This is a genomic window from Sphingomonas sp. BL-S-29 (assembly GCF_055521495.1).
The window spans coordinates 3,848,447-3,864,744 of the sequence record NZ_CM145482.1 but is presented as its reverse complement, the minus strand read 5'-3'; the positions used below and the strand labels follow the sequence as shown (position 1 = coordinate 3,864,744).

Here is a 16,298-nt window from a genome sequence, read left to right as displayed (position 1 = left end):
CGCGATGAGCAGCCAGCCCCCAATCGGCGAAATCCAGTCGGCGGTGATGAACGCCCCCGGCGTTCCCGTGATCAGAAACGTCAATTGGGGCGGTCTTCGAACGCTCTATATCAAGGAGGTGCGCCGTTTCTTCAAGGTGCAGCTTCAAACGGTATGGGCGCCGGCGATCACGACCCTGCTGTTTTTGATCATTTTCACCGTCGCGACGGGCGGAAAACGCCCGGTTCATGTCGGCGGAGTCGATGTTCCCTTCGCCGATTTCATCGCGCCGGGGCTGATCGTGATGGGCATGCTGCAGAACAGCTTCGCCAATGCGAGCTTCTCGCTGCTGGTCGGCAAGATCCAGGGGACGATCGTCGACTACCTGATGCCGCCGCTGTCGACCGCCGAATTGCTGGTTGCGATGATCGGTGGCGCAGTAACCCGCGCCTTTTGCGTGGGGCTGACGGTGTGGCTGGCGATGGCGCTGTGGCCGGGCGTGCATGTCACGCCGAGCCATCCCATCGCGATCCTGTGGTTCGGGCTGCTCGGATCGGTATTCCTCGCGCTGATCGGCATCCTCACCTCGATCTGGGCGGAGAAGTTCGATCATGCCGCCGCAGTGCAGAATTTCTTCATCGCGCCGCTGACCCTGCTCTCCGGCACCTTCTATTCGGTCGATCACCTCGCGCCCGCATTCCGCGTGTTCAGCCATGTGAACCCGTTCTTCTATGTCATCTCGGGCTTTCGCTACGGCTTTCTCGGCACAGCCGATTCGCCGGTGATGCTGGGCAGCATCATCATCCTGGCGCTCGACGTGGCGCTCGCGATCCTCTGCTACCGCCTGCTGCGGAGCGGCTGGAAGCTCAAGAACTGATCGCCGCGCAATCCCGATAACTGACGTCACGCAGGTCGCGCGGCCGGCACTTTCCCGCAAGCATCGCCATGATCCGGTCGACCCGCTCCGCATTCTCATGTGGGTGACGTACCGGATCTAGGGCGTTTGGCGCCATCAGCATCGCGACCAACGCCAGATACTGTCGATCGCTCAACGCGCCGTCGGTCTGATGGAAAGTGCTTGGGTAGAAAGTGCGGGCCGCATCGGCAAAGCCGATCACCGGGCGGCCGTGAACGCTGCCGAAACTTGCCTTGTTCAGGAATATCTCGAGTTGGTCGCGCTTGCTCACCGTCGGATCGAACACGAAGCGGGCGATGAGGCTCTGCTCGATCTTGGCGAAGCCCGGCTTGAAGCCGCCGTCGAAGTAGAGGCGCTTGACCAGCGATTGGGTCATCGTAGTCGCGCCCTGGCCAGGCGTCGAGAAATCGACGCCGCGATGGTGGAAGAAGCCTGGGTCCTCCACTCGCAACAGCATCGTCAGGCGGCGCTTGCCGATATCGCCGAGTTTCACCTCTCGCTGCGCATTCTCGGCGATGATCGTCGGGGTGCGAGCATTGGCGCGGATCAGCGCATATCCCTCGAATGCGACAAAGAGCAGGATCGCCGCAGCCAGTACGCCGGCGGTGAGCCCAAGTGCCCGCCTCATTGTCGCTCCGTTATACCCAGCCCTCGAGCACCTGGTCGGGCGGCCGGTGGCCGTCGGCCCACATGCGGATATTGGCGATCACTTTCTCGCCCATCGCCATCCGGCCTTCATAGGTGGCGGAACCCATATGCGGGATCAGCATGACATTGGGCAGTGCCAGCATGCGCGGATCGATCTCCGGCTCGAACTTCCACACGTCGAGACCGGCACCGGCGAGCCGGCCATGCTCCAGCGCGTCGATCAGCGCGTCCTCGTCGACGATGCCGCCGCGCGCGGTATTCACGATGCAGGCGGTGGGCCGCATCAGGGCGAGCCGCCGCGCGTCGATCATGTTCTCGCTATCGGCATTGCGCGGCGTGTGGATCGTCAGGATATCGATCGCCCCGAGCATGCCATCGAGCGAATCGTGCCAGGTCGCGCCGAATTCCGCCTCGACCGCTTCGGGCAGGCGGTGGCGGTTGTGATAATGGATCGACAGGCCGAAGGCCTGGGCCCGCCTGGCGACCGCCCGGCCGATGCGGCCCATGCCGGCGATGCCCAGCGCCTTGCCGCCGATCCGGTGCCCCAGCATCCCGCTCGGCGCCCAGCCCTTCCAATGGCCGTCGCGTACCAGCCGCTCGCCCTCGGCGAGGCGGCGCGGCACCGAGAGGATCAGTGCCATGGTGATGTCGGCGGTATCCTCGGTCAGCACGCCTGGTGTGTTGGTAACGACGATGCCGCGCGCGCGCGCCGCTTTCAGGTCGATATGATTCACGCCGGCGCCGAAATTGGCGATCAGCTTGAGCCGGTCGCCCGCGCCCTCGATCAGTGCCGCGTCGATCGTATCGGTCACGGTCGGCACGAAGACGTCGCAATCGGCCATCGCCTCGGCCAGCCGCGCACGGTTCATCGGAACGTCGCCGCGGTTGTGCGTCGTGTCGAACAACTGCTCCATCCGCTCCATCACCAGATCGGCGAGTTCGCGGGTGACGATTACCTTCGGGTTCGGGACGCGTCTTGTTTCGGCCATGAGACTCGCTTGGCGAAGGCTTTTGTCTCCGTCAACGGTGGTTGAAGCGTGCGTGCCGAACGGGGTAAACGAAATCTCGTCAAGAGAAGGCCAGTTATGCGTTTCGGACCGACCATCGTGCTCGCAGCAGCCGCGGCAAGCGTCGCCGTAGCTGCCATTGCGCCTGCCCTCGCCGCGTCGGTGGAGAAGAAGACGCCCTATTTCGCTTCCATCTCCGCCAGCAAGGCGCGGATGCGCACCGGTCCGGGCAAGACCTATCCGGCCAGCTGGCTCTATCAGCGTGCCGACCTGCCGGTGAAGGTGATCGACCGCTATGATCGCGGCGCCTGGGTGAAGATCGAGGATCCGAGCGGTACCCAGGGCTGGATGATGGGCACGCTGATCAGCGACGCCCGCACCGGGCTGGTTACCGGCACCATCGCCGAATTGCGCGACACGCCGCGCTATGGTGGCCGGGTGGTGTGGCGGGCCGAGCCCGGCGTGGTCGGCCGGGTCAGCAAATGCGCGCGGGGCTGGTGCTATTTCGACGTGCGCGGGCAGGGGGGGTATGTCGAGGCGAACCATCTCTGGGGCGTGACGCCGGACGAGACGCTGGGCTGATTCGGGACATGCGGATCGTTCGTGACGACCTGACTCATCCGGACGTCATCGCCCTGCTCGAATTCCATCTGCGCGCCGCCTTCGAGAATTCGCCGCCTGGAAGCGTCTTCGCGCTGGACCTGACGGGGTTGCGCGATCCGGCGGTCTCGCTGTGGTCGGCCTGGGAGGGCGAGCATCTGCTCGGCCTCGGTGCGCTGAAGGCGCTCGATGCCGATCATGGCGAGCTGAAGTCGATGCGGACCACCCCGGCGCACCTGCGCAAGGGCGTGGCGGCGGCGATGCTCGACCATCTGATCGCGGAGGGCAGGGCGCGCGGGTACAGGAGGCTGAGCCTGGAGACCGGATCGAACGCGCCCTTCGCGCCGGCCAGGGCATTGTACGAACGGGCCGGATTCATGACTTGCGGGCCGTTCGCGGATTATATCGATACGGATTTCAGCCGCTATTATCGGCTGGAGCTTTAGCGGCGCCGCGCGGCCGCGGATTCTCCAACAGGCGCTGTCGCCAGGAGACCCGACGATTTCCCTGTTTCGGGGCAGGGAACAGGTGGAATGACCCCCTAGACTGAGACATGAAATAAGAGAGAGCTCTCTGGATGGAGGGCAAGAATGTCGAAGGACCATCGACGACGGCACGACCGGGGGTTCAAGCTGTGGGTTGTGGGTCGGATTGAGTCGGGCGAGCGGGTGTCAGCCTTGTCGCTCGAGTTGGGGATCAGGGATAATCTGCTGTACCGGTGGCGCAATGCGGTGCGGGCGGGCGGGGAGCAGGCGCTGCGCGATCCGGGTCGTCCGGGGCGCGTAGCGGATGCGATGGCTAGCCAGGCGGCGGTTGGTGAGATCCGCGATGTTGCCACAGCGCAGCGTCAGATCGAGGCCTTGCAGCGCAAGATCGGCGAGCAGCAGGTGGCGCTGGATTTTTTCAAAGGCGCCTTGCGGCGTATCGAGGCGTCACGCCAGCCGAGCGACGGTGCTGGCGAGACGACGTCTTCGCCGAGATCCAGGCGATGACGGGTTCGCAAGGCGAGGGATCGGCGCTGTCGACAGAGGCGCTGTGCCAGTTGGCCGGGGTAAGCCGGGCCAGCTATTACCGGCGCTGGCGCGAGCATGCGCCAAAAGTGGAAGAGACGGCGCTGCGCGATCAGGTGCAGCGGCTGTGCCTGGCGCAGCGCTTCTATGGCTATCGCCGGATCACCGCGCTGCTCAGGCGTGACGGTTGGTGCGTCAACCACAAGCGGGTGGCCCGGCTGATGCGCGAGGACAATCTGCTGTGCCTGCGGGGTCGGACGTTCCGGCCGGCGACGACGGATGCGCGGCACGGCTGGCGGGTGTGGCCCAATCTGGCGCGCGCGATGCAACCGATGGCGATCAACCAGCTATGGGTGGCGGACATCACCTATGTCCATCTGGCCGAGGCGTTCGTCTATCTGGCGGTGATCCTCGACGCGTTCAGCCGCAAGGTGGTCGGCTGGGCGATGGCGGACCATCTGCGCGCCGAGCTGGCGCTCGAGGCGCTCGCCATGGCGCTGGAGCGACGCAGGGTGACCGCGGACGGTCTGGTCCATCACTCCGACCGAGGCGTGCAATATGCTTGCGGCGCGTACATCGCCCGGCTCGAAGCCGCCGGCATCATCCCCAGCATGAGCCGTGCGGGCTGCCCTTACGACAACGCCATGGCCGAGAGCTTCATGAAGACCCTGAAGCAGGAGGAGGTCGACGGTACCGGCTATCGCGACCTCGCCGACGCACGCGAGCGGATCGGGACCTTCATCGAGCAGGTCTACAATCGCCAGCGCCTGCACTCCGCCTTGGCCTACAGGTCGCCCGACGAGTATGAGGAAACCATGCGAAGGGCTGCTGCGCAGCAGCCCTTCAAACAAGCAACCGAGCTCTCTCTAATTAACGTGTCTCACTAAAGGGGGTCACTCCACAGGGAATTATCAGGGAATTCTTTTTTTCTTTCGCCGTTCGGGGCCGGCTGATCATCAATATATCACTGAATAACAAGATGTTGATGAACGATTCCCTGTTCCGCGGTAACAGGGAAATCCGTCCCGGATCAGCGAATTTTCGGTTGAGACAGGGACCGCGCGTCGTCCAACACACGCAGGTCATGAGAAAAAGCGGACGGAACGCGGGCAAGTTTCGTCGAACGCCAGATCGCAGAAAGTCGCGCGATGTTGAATCGACGAGTGTCGGGAATATGCAGTCCGGCGTGACGGCGACTTCGGCTGTCTCGATCCACCTTCATCGCGGCTCCGGCCTAGTGCATCAACTCCACGGCCATCGCGGTGGCTTCGCCGCCGCCGATGCAGAGCGAAGCCATGCCGCGCTTGCCGCCGGCCGTCTGCAGGGCCGAAAGCAGGGTCGCGAGGACGCGTGCGCCCGAAGCGCCGATCGGGTGGCCGAGCGCGCAAGCGCCGCCATGAATGTTGAGGCGGTCATGACTGATGCCGAGGTCGCGCATCGCGATCATCGCCACGACGGCAAAGGCCTCGTTGACCTCGAACAGGTCGACCTCTTCCGCCGACCAGCCGGCCCTTTCCAGCGTCTTGCGCATCGCGAAGACCGGGGCGGTAGTGAACAGCGCCGGGGCATGAGCATGGGCGCCGTGCGCGACGATGCGGGCGATCGGGTCGAGGCCGAGCTTCTCCGCGATCGAGGCACGGGTCAGCACCAGGGCGGCCGCGCCGTCCGAGATCGAGGAAGCATTGGCGGCGGTGATCGTGCCATCCTTCGAGAAGGCGGGTTTGAGCGTCGGGATCTTCGAGGCGTCGCCCTTGGCCGGCTGCTCGTCGAGGGTGACCTGGGTCGGGCCCTTGCGACCGGCGATCTCGATCGGCACGATCTCCCGGTCGAACGCGCCCGACTGCTGCGCTTTCTGCGCGCGCTCGAGCGAGGCGATGGCGAAATCGTCCATCTGGGCGCGGGTGAACTGATATTCGGCGGCGCTATCCTCGGCGAAATTGCCCATCAGCTTGCCGGGCTCATAGGCATCCTCGAGGCCATCGAGATACATATGGTCCATCAGCCGGTCATGGCCGATGCGCGCGCCGCCGCGGTGCCGCATCGAGAGATAGGGCGCGTTGGTCATGCTCTCCATGCCGCCCGCGACGATCAGGTCGGCGGAGCCCGCCGCCAGCGCGTCGGACGCCATGATCGCTGCCTGCATGCCCGATCCGCACATCTTGTTGACCGTCGTCGCCTCGATATGGTTCGGCAGGCCCGCCTTCAGCGCGGCCTGGCGCGCCGGCGCCTGGCCGAGGCCGGCGGGCAGCACGCAGCCCATATAGATGCGCTCGATCGCCTCGCCCGAAAGCCCCGCACGCTCGACCGCGCCGCCGACCGCGGTCGCGCCCAGCTCGGTCGCAGTCGCGCCGGAGAGCGATCCCTGGAAGCTGCCCATCGGCGTGCGGGCATAGGACAGGATGACGATCGGATCGGCGGACATGCTTGAGCTCCGGTTGGGAGGGGTGGCCGCGATCTAGGCGCCTGGGCGATCGAATACAAACCGCCGTGAGGCAGCCCGGCACTGCAGTTTTGCAGGGCGGCGGTTACGGTGTTCGACAAAGTTTAGCGCCTTCCCCGGCGAAGGCCGGGGTCCAGTTGGGAGACGATGATGATGGCCGTCTCGCGCTGCTACATCCACCTTTTCACCTGGACCCGGCCTGCGCCGGGGAAGGACAAGGTTTTAGCGCCAAAGTGCCCGCGTCAGTCCTTGAAGAAGCGCTCGATCACATTCTGCGCGATGCGTGCCGGACGCAGCGTCTCGGCATCGATGCAGCACCAGCTCGACTTGACCTCGGCGAGCACTTCCTCGCCGCGCTTGATCACCGTTTCGTAAAAGGCGCGCGCGCCGTGCACCTTTTCGAGCAGCACGGTGGCGATGACGTCGTCGTCGAGGAAGGTCGGGCGGCGATAGGTGATCTCATGCTTGAGCGCGACCCAGAGATGCGCGGCGACGGCATCGGCGGGCGCGAAACGCTGCCAATGGTTGATCACGGCTTCCTGGACCCATTTCAGATAGCTCGCATTGTTCACATGCCCCATGAAATCGATGTCGGCGGCATGGATCGCGATGGCATAGCTATGCGAGGCATATTGGGGGTCGGGCATGGGCTTACCTTATCGTAAACGGCAAGTTTTGGCGAGAGCGAAGCAGAAGGATTCGTCGTAAAGATTCGACGTACCAACTTGGGCATGACGCGGGAGGCGCGGGCGGGTATCGCCGGACGATGGAAGACACGCTCACCACCGCGCTCAAATGGTTCGCTTCGGGCAGCGGGATGATCGCCGCGGCCATGGTCTCGCTGGATCTGGGGCGGAAGGTGACGGGCTGGGGGTTCGTCCTGTTCCTCGCCTCGTCGATAGCGTGGATTTCCGGATCGGTGCTGACCAAGGACTTCGCGCTCGGCACGCAGAATGTCGTGCTGTTCGGGATCAACATGGTCGGCGTGTATCGGTACCTGATCCGCAAGAAGCCCAATGGCTGAGTCCTGGCTGTGGCCGGTCGCGCTCGGGGTGCTGGGCGCAGTGATCGGCAGCTTCCTCGCCACGATCGTGATTCGCTGGCCACAGGACCGGTCAGTGCTGAAAGGGCGCTCGCATTGCGACGGGTGCGACGCGGTGCTGGGGTCGCGCGACCTGATTCCGCTGGTCAGCGCCGCGCTGGCGCGGGGGCGGTGCCGGCATTGCGGCGCGCCGATCGATCCGCTGCACTGGCAGATCGAGCTTGCCGCGCTCGGCATCGGCGCGATCGCCGGGCTGGTCGTGCCGGGGCCTGTCGCCTTGGCCGGAGCGGTGTTCGGCTGGCTGTTGCTGACGCTGGCGGCGCTGGACGTGACCGATTTCTGGTTGCCCGATCGGTTGACCCTCACATTGGCGCTGGCCGGGCTGGCGGCGGGAGTCGCCGGGGTCGAGCCGGTGCTGACCGAACGGCTGATCGGTGGGGTTGCGGGGTTCGGATCGTTGTGGCTGATCGGCTTTTCCTACAAGCGGCTCCGCGGCCGGGAGGGGCTGGGCGGGGGCGATCCCAAGCTGCTCGGTGCGATCGGATTGTGGCTCGGCTGGCGCATGTTGCCGGCGGTGTTGCTGCTCGCGGCGCTGACCGGGCTTGCCTTTGTGCTGGTCGGGATGGTGCGCGGGCGGGCAGCGAAACTCGACGACCGGATGCCGTTCGGCGCGCTGCTTGCGATCGCCGCTTACCCGGCCTGGCTGTTCCTGTTAGGATCGGCGGGATGAGGTTTTTCGCGATCCTGCCGCTGTTTCTCGCCGGCGCCGCTTCCGCCCAGACTCCGCCGCCGGCCGCGATCGACGGCCTGCCGATCGGTGCGATCCCGACTCAGGCACTGCCCAAGACCGGTTGCGCCGCGTTCCTGTGGACTGCGACCGGCAGCCGCGCGCTGGTCGCGATGGCGGGCGCCGATCCGGCGCAGCTCCGCCTGTCGATCGGCGGCACGGTGGCCGATCTGCCGCGCACCGAGCAGCATGATCCCGGCGGATTCGGCTTTGCCGGCACGACTCAGTACCAGGCGGGCGACGTGACCGCGGTGGTGACCATGTCGATCGTGACGCGCGGCGATTTGAAGGACGGCGCCTCGGTGCCGGAGGCGACGCTCAGGATCGACCGGACGGGACAGGACAGCGTGGTGGTGCCGGTGGCCGGCCTGATCGGCTGCGCTGCATAACGCCACGCCGAAGGGCGGGCAGGGGAGAGAGACGATGGCGACAATGCAGGAAATCCTCACGCAGCAGCGCGCGGCGTTCATGGCCGAACTGCCGGTGTCGATCGCCGTCCGCAAGGACCGGCTGAAGCGCGCCGCGGCAATGATCAGCGACAATGCCGCGAAGTTCTGCGACGCGCTGAGCGAGGATTTCGGCCATCGCAGCCGCGAGCAATCGATGCTGACCGACATCGCCAGTTCGATCGCGCCAATCAACCATGCGCTCAAATCGGTCGAGAAATGGGCGCGCCCGGAAAAGCGCCCGGTGCTGTTCCCGCTTGGCCTGCTCGGCGCGAAAGCGTGGATCGAATATCAGCCCAAGGGCGTGGTCGGGGTGATCGCGCCGTGGAATTTCCCGGTCAATCTCGTCATGTCGCCGCTCGCCGGGGTGCTCGCGGCGGGCAACCGGGCGATGGTGAAGACGAGCGAATATACCCCGCGCGTCGCCGAGCTGTTCGAGGAAGTGGTGGGCGATTATTTCGCGGCTGACGAACTCGCCTTCGTGTCGGGCGGGCCGGATGTCGGCAAGGCGTTTGCGGAACTCCCGTTCGATCACCTGATCTTCACCGGCGCGACCGCAGTGGGCAAGCATATCCTCCATGCCGCGGCGGACAATCTGACGCCAGTGACGCTGGAACTAGGCGGCAAATCGCCGGTGATCATCGGCAAGTCGGCCGACCTCGCCAAGGCGACCGAGCGGGTGGCGCTGGGCAAGATGCTGAACGCCGGCCAGATCTGCCTCGCGCCGGATTACATGCTGGTCGAGGCAGCACAGGAGGCTGAGGTAGTGCGCGGGCTGAAGGCCTCGGCCTCGGCGATGTATCCGACTCTGCTCGCCAATCCGGATTATACCTCGGTGATCAACGACCGGCATTTTGCGCGGCTCGAGGGGTTGCTCGACGATGCGCGGGCGAAGGGCGCGAAGGTCGAGGCGATCAACCCGGCGAACGAGGATTTCGGCGCCTCCAATGCGCGGAAGATGCCGCTGCACATCGTGACCGACGTGACCGACGACATGGCGGTGATGCAGGAGGAGATTTTCGGACCGATCCTGCCGGTGCGCCGCTATGACGGGATCGGCGACGCGATCGCCCAGGTGAATCGTCGCGACCGGCCGCTCGGTCTCTATTATTTCGGCAGCGACGAGGTGGAGCGGCGGCAGGTGCTCGACCGCACGATCGCGGGCGGCGTGACGCTCGACGACGTGATCTTCCATATCAGCATGGAGGATCTGCCGTTCGGCGGGGTCGGGCCATCGGGCATGGGCGCCTATCACGGGCTCGATGGATTCCGCACGTTCAGCCACGCCAAGAGCGTCTACAAGCAGGTCAAGCTCGACGTGGCGAAGATCGCCGGGCTCAAGCCGCCTTATGGCAAGGCGACGATGAAGGCGGTCGCGCGGCAGATGAAGGGGTAGGGCCTCACAGCGCGGCGCGCCGACCTTCCAGCCACAGCCGCTCGGCGCGTTCCGGACCCAGCTTCAGGGCCGCGTCATAAGCCTCTCGCGCCGCGTCGGTCAGCCCGAGCTTCGCAAGCAGATCGGCGCGCACCGCGTGATAGGGCAGGAAATCCGCCAGCCCCGGCGCGTCCAGCGCATCGACTTCCTCCAGCGCGGTTTCCGGCCCGGCGATCTCGGCAAGCGCCACGGCGCGGTTGAGCCGGGTGATCGCATCGTCGCGCAGGGCGAGCAGCGCGTCGTAGAGGACGAGCACTGATCGCCACGGCGCCCGCTGGTCCAGCGACAGCCGCGCGCACCATTCCGCATGGATCAGCGCCTGCAGGGTACGCCTGCCCGGTGGCCCGGCGGAAAGCGCGCGGGCGAGATAGGGCCGGGCCTCGGCGATCAGCGCCTTGTCCCATGCCGCCGGATCCTGCCGGTCGAGCGGTACCATCGTTCCAGCGGCGTCCACCCGCGCCGGCCGGCGCGCCTCGGCGAAGCGGACCGTCGCCGCCAGCGCCAGCACCTCGGGCTCGTTCGGCGCCAGCGCGGCGAGCGTGGCGGTGATGCCCAGCATCTCCTGCGCATAGCCCGCGTGGCGGCCGCTGCCGCCGCCATCCTCATGTGCCTTGGCATAAGCGATCTCGATCGTGCTCAGCACTGCGTCGAGCCGGTCCGGCCACGCATCGGGACCGGGCACCTCGAAGGGTACGCCAGCGCCGGCGATCTTGTTCTTCGCGCGCACCAGCCGCTGCGCCAAGGTCGATTCGGGCAGGAGGAAGGCGCGGGCGATCTCGGGCGTCGACAGGCCGCAGACCAGCTTGAGCGTCAGGGCCGCGCGCGCCTCGGGGTGGATCGCCGGATGGCAGCAGACGAAGATCAGCTTGAGCCGCTCGTCCGGGATCAGCCTGGTGTCGGCCATCATGTCCTCCTCCGGGCTGGGCGGCGGTTCGGGATCGGGCAGCGTGGCGCCCGATCGCACCGCGCGCCGCCGCACCATATCGAGCGCGGCGCGCTCGGCGACGCGGTAGAGCCATGCGGCCGGATCGCGCGGAGTCTCGGTCGCCCAGGCCGTCACCGCCCGGGCGCAGGCCTCGGCAAAGGCTTCCTCGGCGATATCGAGATCGCGGAACCGGGCCGCGAGCGCGGCGCGAACGCGCGCGCCGTGATCGCGCGCGGCCCGGTCCAGCGCCCTGGTCAATCGCTCCCGCCGAGCACCGGCCGGATCTCGATCGACCCGTCCGTATAGACCGGGAGTTTCTTCGCCATCGCGATCGCTGCATCCAGATCGGGCGCGTCGACGATGTAGAAGCCGCCGAGTTGCTCCTTGGTCTCGGCGAAGGGGCCGTCATGGATGGTCTGCGTGCCCGAGCGGGTGACCACGGTGGTCGCCATGCTGGTCGGCATCAGGCCGGCGCCACCCTTGCGCCGCGCCCCGAGCTCGGTGCCGAACGCCATGTGACGCTGCATGATCTCCGTCATGGCCGGGTTGTCACGCTCGTCGCCGTAAACCGTCTCGTCCTCATAGACCAGGAGTATGTACTGCATCGGTTTGTCCTCCATCAGCGATCGCGGCCTGCGATCGTATAGCGGAGACGGGCGACGGGCAGCGGATTCGACAGCGTCCGGAAATTTATTTTGCGCCGCCGTCGTCCGGGAAGCGCCGGCCGACATGGACTTCGCCGCGCGCCTCGGCGAGGCGTTCCTGGCGGTGGCGTTCGGCATAGCTCGCGCGCTGTTCGTCGTTGCGGGAATCGTGGCAGGCGGGGCAGCTGACGCCCTCGACATAAAGCGGGGAAGCCTGGTCCTCCGGGCTCACCGGCATGCGGCAGGCGTGGCAGAGCGCGTGCGTGCCGAGCTCCAACCCGTGCTTCACCGCGACGCGCTGGTCGAACACGAAACATTCCCCTTCCCAGCGGCTCTGCTCGGCCGGCACCTCTTCGAGATATTTCAGGATCCCGCCTTCGAGGTGATAGACCTCCTCGAGTCCCTCCGCCTTGAGAAAGGCAGTGGCCTTTTCGCAGCGGATGCCGCCGGTGCAGAACATCGCGATCTTCGGCGCGGCGGCGAACTCGTCGCGGTGCGCGCGGAACCAGGCGGGGAAATCGCGAAAGCTGTGAGTCTTCGGATCGATCGCGCCGGAGAAGGTGCCGATCGCGACCTCATAATCGTTGCGGGTATCGATCAGGATCGTGCCGGGCGCCTCGATCAGCGCGTTCCATTCCGCCGGCGGGACATAATGGCCGACCTCTTCCAGCGGATCGATATCGGGCTCGCCCATCGTCACGATCTCGCGCTTGAGGCGCACTTTCATGCGGTGGAACGGCATCTTCTCCGCATGGCTGTCCTTCACCTCGATATCCGCGCAGCCGGGCAGGGCGCGGATATGGTCGAGCACGCGCTCGATCGCATCGGGCGCGCCGGCGATGGTGCCGTTGATGCCTTCCTTCGCCAGCAGGATCGTGCCCTTGATGCCGTTCTCGTCGCACAGGCGCGCGAGCGGATCGCGCAGCGTGGCAGGATCCGGAAAGCGGGCGAAACGATAAAGGGCGGTAACGCGAAGAGGGGCCATGCCGGCTCCGCTAGAGTATCCCGGCCCCTTACGTCAAAAATGGCGAGTCCCTATTGCGCGCGGCCGGCACGCTCACCACTCTCTCGCTCCCGGGAGAATGTTCATGACGAAGGACAATGCATGGAGGATGATCTCCCCGAGGGTGGGCGTGACCGCACGCTGAATCGACTGGTGGCGATGACGGTGGTCATCCTCTCGGTGTTCATGGCGGTGGCGAACATCAAGGACGACAATCTGGTCCAGGCGATGCAGCTCGCGAAAAGCGATGCGATCGATACCTGGTCGGAATATCAGGCAACGAAGACCAAGGCGCATATCGTCGAGACGGCCAAGGCCGAGATCGCGGTGATCGCCGGAGCGGCGCCCTCCGTCGCGGCGCGCACGGCCCTCGTCTCGATGGATGCCGAGGCAGCGAAATATGCCGCGGAGACGCCGCGGCTCAAGGCGAAGGCTGAAGCGGACGACGCGCAATATGATGCGCTCAACCTGCATGACGACCAGTTCGACATGTGCGACGCGCTCATCTCGATCGCGGTGTCGCTGGCGGCGGTCGCCGCGCTGGCCGAGACGCGGTGGCTGCTGGTCGCGGCCTGGGGCTTTGGCGGGTTCGGGTTGCTGATGGGTATCGCCGGCTTCGCGGGCTGGGCGATCCACCCGAACGCGCTGGCGAGCTTTCTCAGCTGAGCGCGTTCCAGCGGTCGGCGAAGGTGGCGCGCTCGGCCTCGGTCAGGTGCAGGCCGATCTTGCTCCGGCGCATCAGCGCATCCTCGGGCGTGCGGGCCCATTCGCGGCGCTTCATCCAGCGCGCCTCGATCTCGGTCAGCCCGCCGCCGAGATCCGCGCCCATGCCGGCTTCGTCCGTCACGCCGTCCAGCATCTCGGCCAGCATCGTGCCATAGGCATGCGCCATGCGCTCGGAGCGCGCTTCGCCGAGGAAAGGCCAGGTCGTGCGGACCTGCGCGAGGAACAGCGCGAAGTCGGGAATGGCGCCGCCCGGAAAGACACGTGCCCGTGTCGCCGGATGAACGGTCAGGCCGAGCGGCTTGGCCAGCTTGCCCATCGCTTCCTCGGCAAGGTGCCGCGCCGTGGTGATCTTGCCGCCGAACACGCTGAGCAGGGCAGGGCCTTCAGTGTCGAGCTCGAGCACATAGTCGCGCGTGACGGCCTTCGCTTCGCTGGCGCCGTCGTCATAGAGCGGCCGGACGCCGGACCAGGTCGATGTCACATCGGCGGGCGCGATCTGCTTCACGAAATGGGTATTGGCCGCGTCGCACAGATAGGCGACTTCCTCCGCGCTGATTGTCGCATCCTCGGGACGGTCGACCGGGATGTCGGTCGTGCCGATCTCGGTGAAGTCGCCCTGATAGGGAATGGCGAAGACGATGCGGCGGTCGCGCAGCTGCAGGATATAGGCGTGCTCGCCCTCATAGAGTTTCGGCACGACGATATGGCTGCCCTTGACCAGCCGCACGCCGCTCTTCGCGCTGACGCCGAGATCGTCGAGCATGCGATGCACCCAGGGTCCGGCCGCGTTGACGATCGCCCGCGCCTCCACAGTGCGGCCGTCGGACAAGGTCGCCCGCCAGACATTGCCGTCGCGCCGTGCCGAATCGAGCGCTACGCCGACGGCTATCTCCGCGCCATTGTCGGCCGCATCGACCGCGTTGAGCACGGTGAGCCGGGCATCGTCGACGAACGCGTCGGAATAGACGAAACCATGGTTGCCGCCCTTGAGCGGTGCGGAATAGGCGGTGTCGCCGACACGCAGGCCGCGCGAGCGGGGCAGGGACATCTTCCCGCCCAGCATGTCGTAGAGATAAAGGCCAAGCCGGATCATCCACCAGGGCCGCACCGAATTCTCCTGCGGCAGCACGAACAGCAGGGGACGGATGATGTGCGGCGCGGCATGGATCAGCCGCTCGCGCTCGCGCAGCGCCTCGGCGACCAGCTTGAACTCGTAATATTCGAGATAGCGCAGGCCGCCATGAATCAGCTTGGTCGAGGCGGAGGATGTATGCCCGGCCAGATCGTCGCGCTCGACCAGCAGCACCTTGAGGCCGAGCAGCGATGCCTCGCGCGCGATCGCGCAGCCGTTGATGCCGCCGCCGATGATGAGAAGGTCGTAAGTCATCTGCCGCTGTTACCACAGCCGCCGCCGCTGGATAGCCGCGGCGCCCGCTCAATATTCTATTCGGCCTTCTCGAAATGTCATATTGCGGGCGACCGCTCGCCCGGCGGGAACCGCGATCGGAAGAGTTCCGGCGCACGCCATTGACCACCCCCGAGTCGGCTTGTATAGGCGCCGCTGCTCCGACGGGACCGTACCTGTCGGGACAAGCTTGAACATTGCTGGATGCATTCCAGGGCCCGGGGGGTCGAAAGTCCACCCAGCGGTCCTTTTTGTATTCCCGAGCGTCATGGCTCCAGCAAAGTAACCACAGTCTAAGGTGAAGAGATTCATGCCGACGATCAACCAGCTGGTCCGCAAGGGCCGCGATCCGCAGAAGGCCAAGTCCAAGGTCCCTGCAATGGAGCAGAACCCGCAGAAGCGCGGCGTCTGCACCCGCGTCTATACGACGACTCCGAAGAAGCCGAACTCGGCTCTGCGCAAGGTTGCCAAGGTCCGCCTGACCAACCAGCGCGAAGTCATCAGCTACATCCCCGGCGAGGGGCACAACCTCCAGGAGCACTCCGTGGTGCTGATCCGTGGCGGCCGCGTTCGCGACCTTCCCGGCGTCCGCTATCACGTTCTCCGCGGTGTGCTCGATACGCAGGGTGTGAAGGATCGCCGCCAGTCGCGTTCCAAGTACGGCGCTAAGCGTCCGAAGTAAGCCGGTCGGCTCCACCCTGCGAAAGCCGGTGCTGGAGCTTCCGACCCCCAGGGCTGAAGTTTAGAAGGAAATTGAAATGGCACGTCGTCGTCGTCCCGAAAAGCGGGTCATCCTGCCTGATCCCCAGTATGGGGATGAGGTTCTCTCCAAGTTCATGAACAGCGTCATGCTGGACGGCAAGAAGTCCGTCGCCGAACTGATCGTCTATGGTGCTCTCGCAACCGTCGAGCAGCGCGCGAAGAAGGATCCGATCGGCGTGTTTCACGAGGCGCTCGCCAATGTGAAGCCGGGCATCGAAGTCCGTTCGCGCCGCGTCGGTGGTGCGACCTATCAGGTCCCCGTCGAAGTGCGCCCCGAGCGCGCCCAGGCGCTGGCCATCCGCTGGCTGATCTCCGCTGCGCGCGCGCGGTCGGAGAACACCATGTCGGCCCGCCTGTCGGGCGAGCTGATGGATGCCGCCAACAACCGCGGCAACGCGGTGAAGAAGCGCGAAGACACCCATCGTATGGCCGAAGCGAACCGCGCCTTCAGCCACTACCGCTGGTAATCTCCACTACCTATATGTCGAGAGGCCGGGAGTTCCCCGGCCTCCTACATCGCTAA

General features: G+C 65.9%; 20 protein-coding genes. 12 read left to right on the top strand and 8 right to left on the bottom strand.

The features are described 5' to 3' along the window. The first annotated feature begins 4 nt into the window (after window positions 1-4). Entirely contained in the window at window positions 5-856 is an 852-nt protein-coding gene (locus ACZ1I2_RS18270) for an ABC transporter permease (RefSeq protein WP_465176294.1), read from the top strand. On the opposite strand, the gene ACZ1I2_RS18265 is transcribed toward ACZ1I2_RS18270, so the two are convergent. Together ACZ1I2_RS18265 and ACZ1I2_RS18260 are read right to left on the bottom strand one after the other, a co-directional pair. Continuing rightward, a complete protein-coding gene (locus ACZ1I2_RS18265) occupies window positions 846-1,523 on the bottom strand; it encodes a transglycosylase domain-containing protein (RefSeq protein WP_465176295.1) in 678 nt (225 codons plus the stop codon). The two genes, ACZ1I2_RS18270 and ACZ1I2_RS18265, sit on opposite strands and share 11 nt — an antisense overlap. 10 nt (window positions 1,524-1,533) lie before the next feature. Next, window positions 1,534-2,532, bottom strand: coding sequence for a 2-hydroxyacid dehydrogenase (locus ACZ1I2_RS18260; RefSeq protein WP_465176296.1), 999 nt, complete (start codon window positions 2,530-2,532; stop codon window positions 1,534-1,536). Between the two features lie 96 nt (window positions 2,533-2,628). Between ACZ1I2_RS18260 and ACZ1I2_RS18255 the strand changes: the two genes are divergently transcribed. From ACZ1I2_RS18255 to ACZ1I2_RS18240, 4 genes are all read left to right on the top strand, one after another. Next, window positions 2,629-3,132 carry an SH3 domain-containing protein gene (locus tag ACZ1I2_RS18255; protein WP_465176297.1) on the top strand — a complete coding sequence of 168 codons (504 nt, stop codon included), beginning with the start codon at window positions 2,629-2,631 and terminating at the stop codon, window positions 3,130-3,132. Between the two features lie 8 nt (window positions 3,133-3,140). Continuing rightward, the gene (locus ACZ1I2_RS18250) at window positions 3,141-3,596 is read left to right on the top strand and encodes a GNAT family N-acetyltransferase (RefSeq protein ID WP_465176298.1); all 456 of its coding nucleotides are present in this window, start codon (window positions 3,141-3,143) and stop codon (window positions 3,594-3,596) included. 144 nt (window positions 3,597-3,740) lie between these two features. Next, the gene (locus ACZ1I2_RS18245) at window positions 3,741-4,142 is read left to right on the top strand and encodes a transposase (RefSeq protein WP_465172448.1); all 402 of its coding nucleotides are present in this window, start codon (window positions 3,741-3,743) and stop codon (window positions 4,140-4,142) included. Further along, window positions 4,139-5,047 carry an IS3 family transposase gene (locus ACZ1I2_RS18240; protein ID WP_465176237.1) on the top strand — a complete coding sequence of 303 codons (909 nt, stop codon included), beginning with the start codon at window positions 4,139-4,141 and terminating at the stop codon, window positions 5,045-5,047. The genes ACZ1I2_RS18245 and ACZ1I2_RS18240 overlap by 4 nt, the downstream gene beginning before the upstream one ends. A 347-nt stretch (window positions 5,048-5,394) precedes the next feature. Here ACZ1I2_RS18240 and ACZ1I2_RS18235 read toward each other — a convergent pair whose 3' ends face one another. Both ACZ1I2_RS18235 and ACZ1I2_RS18230 read right to left on the bottom strand, forming a co-directional pair. Beyond that, the gene (locus tag ACZ1I2_RS18235; RefSeq protein ID WP_465176299.1) at window positions 5,395-6,582 is read right to left on the bottom strand and encodes an acetyl-CoA C-acyltransferase; all 1,188 of its coding nucleotides are present in this window, start codon (window positions 6,580-6,582) and stop codon (window positions 5,395-5,397) included. A gap of 260 nt (window positions 6,583-6,842) precedes the next feature. Then, window positions 6,843-7,247 (bottom strand): acyl-CoA thioesterase, encoded by a 405-nt coding sequence (locus tag ACZ1I2_RS18230; RefSeq protein ID WP_465176300.1) that lies wholly within the window; start codon window positions 7,245-7,247, stop codon window positions 6,843-6,845. Between the two features lie 119 nt (window positions 7,248-7,366). Here ACZ1I2_RS18230 and ACZ1I2_RS18225 point away from each other — a divergent pair, with 119 nt between their 5' ends. Genes ACZ1I2_RS18225 through ACZ1I2_RS18210 form a run of 4 tightly spaced genes read left to right on the top strand, consistent with a single transcriptional unit; the run spans window position 7,367 to window position 10,271 of the window. Next, window positions 7,367-7,624, top strand: coding sequence for a hypothetical protein (locus tag ACZ1I2_RS18225; RefSeq protein ID WP_465172766.1), 258 nt, complete (start codon window positions 7,367-7,369; stop codon window positions 7,622-7,624). After that, on the top strand, window positions 7,617-8,372 hold the full coding sequence (locus tag ACZ1I2_RS18220) for a prepilin peptidase (RefSeq protein ID WP_465176301.1): 756 nt from the start codon (window positions 7,617-7,619) through the stop codon (window positions 8,370-8,372). The genes ACZ1I2_RS18225 and ACZ1I2_RS18220 overlap by 8 nt, the downstream gene beginning before the upstream one ends. Next, the gene (locus ACZ1I2_RS18215; protein ID WP_465176302.1) at window positions 8,369-8,818 is read left to right on the top strand and encodes a hypothetical protein; all 450 of its coding nucleotides are present in this window, start codon (window positions 8,369-8,371) and stop codon (window positions 8,816-8,818) included. The genes ACZ1I2_RS18220 and ACZ1I2_RS18215 overlap by 4 nt, the downstream gene beginning before the upstream one ends. Window positions 8,819-8,852: 34 nt before the next feature. Next, a complete protein-coding gene (locus ACZ1I2_RS18210) occupies window positions 8,853-10,271 on the top strand; it encodes a coniferyl aldehyde dehydrogenase (protein WP_465176303.1) in 1,419 nt (472 codons plus the stop codon). Window positions 10,272-10,275: 4 nt separating this feature from the next. Here the strand turns inward: ACZ1I2_RS18210 and ACZ1I2_RS18205 are convergent, their stop codons facing one another. From ACZ1I2_RS18205 to trhO, 3 genes are all read right to left on the bottom strand, one after another. Next, a complete protein-coding gene (locus ACZ1I2_RS18205; RefSeq protein ID WP_465176304.1) occupies window positions 10,276-11,493 on the bottom strand; it encodes an RNA polymerase sigma factor in 1,218 nt (405 codons plus the stop codon). Beyond that, complete coding sequence (locus ACZ1I2_RS18200; RefSeq protein ID WP_465172771.1) at window positions 11,490-11,840, bottom strand: YciI family protein; 351 nt, start codon at window positions 11,838-11,840, stop codon at window positions 11,490-11,492. Before ACZ1I2_RS18200 ends, ACZ1I2_RS18205 begins: the two co-directional genes overlap by 4 nt. A gap of 85 nt (window positions 11,841-11,925) precedes the next feature. Further along, window positions 11,926-12,864, bottom strand: a complete 939-nt coding sequence (gene trhO / locus ACZ1I2_RS18195; RefSeq protein ID WP_465176305.1) for an oxygen-dependent tRNA uridine(34) hydroxylase TrhO — start codon at window positions 12,862-12,864, stop codon at window positions 11,926-11,928. 120 nt (window positions 12,865-12,984) lie between these two features. On the opposite strand from trhO, the gene ACZ1I2_RS18190 reads away from it, so the two are divergent. Continuing rightward, window positions 12,985-13,548 carry a DUF4337 domain-containing protein gene (locus tag ACZ1I2_RS18190; RefSeq protein ID WP_465176306.1) on the top strand — a complete coding sequence of 188 codons (564 nt, stop codon included), beginning with the start codon at window positions 12,985-12,987 and terminating at the stop codon, window positions 13,546-13,548. Here ACZ1I2_RS18190 and glpD read toward each other — a convergent pair. Further along, on the bottom strand, window positions 13,541-14,995 hold the full coding sequence (gene glpD, locus ACZ1I2_RS18185) for a glycerol-3-phosphate dehydrogenase (RefSeq protein WP_465176307.1): 1,455 nt from the start codon (window positions 14,993-14,995) through the stop codon (window positions 13,541-13,543). The two genes, ACZ1I2_RS18190 and glpD, sit on opposite strands and share 8 nt — an antisense overlap. A gap of 328 nt (window positions 14,996-15,323) precedes the next feature. On the opposite strand from glpD, the gene rpsL reads away from it, so the two are divergent. Beyond that, on the top strand, window positions 15,324-15,695 hold the full coding sequence (rpsL, locus tag ACZ1I2_RS18180) for a 30S ribosomal protein S12 (RefSeq protein WP_019516007.1): 372 nt from the start codon (window positions 15,324-15,326) through the stop codon (window positions 15,693-15,695). Window positions 15,696-15,771: 76 nt separating this feature from the next. Beyond that, a complete protein-coding gene (rpsG, locus tag ACZ1I2_RS18175) occupies window positions 15,772-16,242 on the top strand; it encodes a 30S ribosomal protein S7 (protein WP_272626145.1) in 471 nt (156 codons plus the stop codon). Window positions 16,243-16,298: the final 56 nt, after the last annotated feature.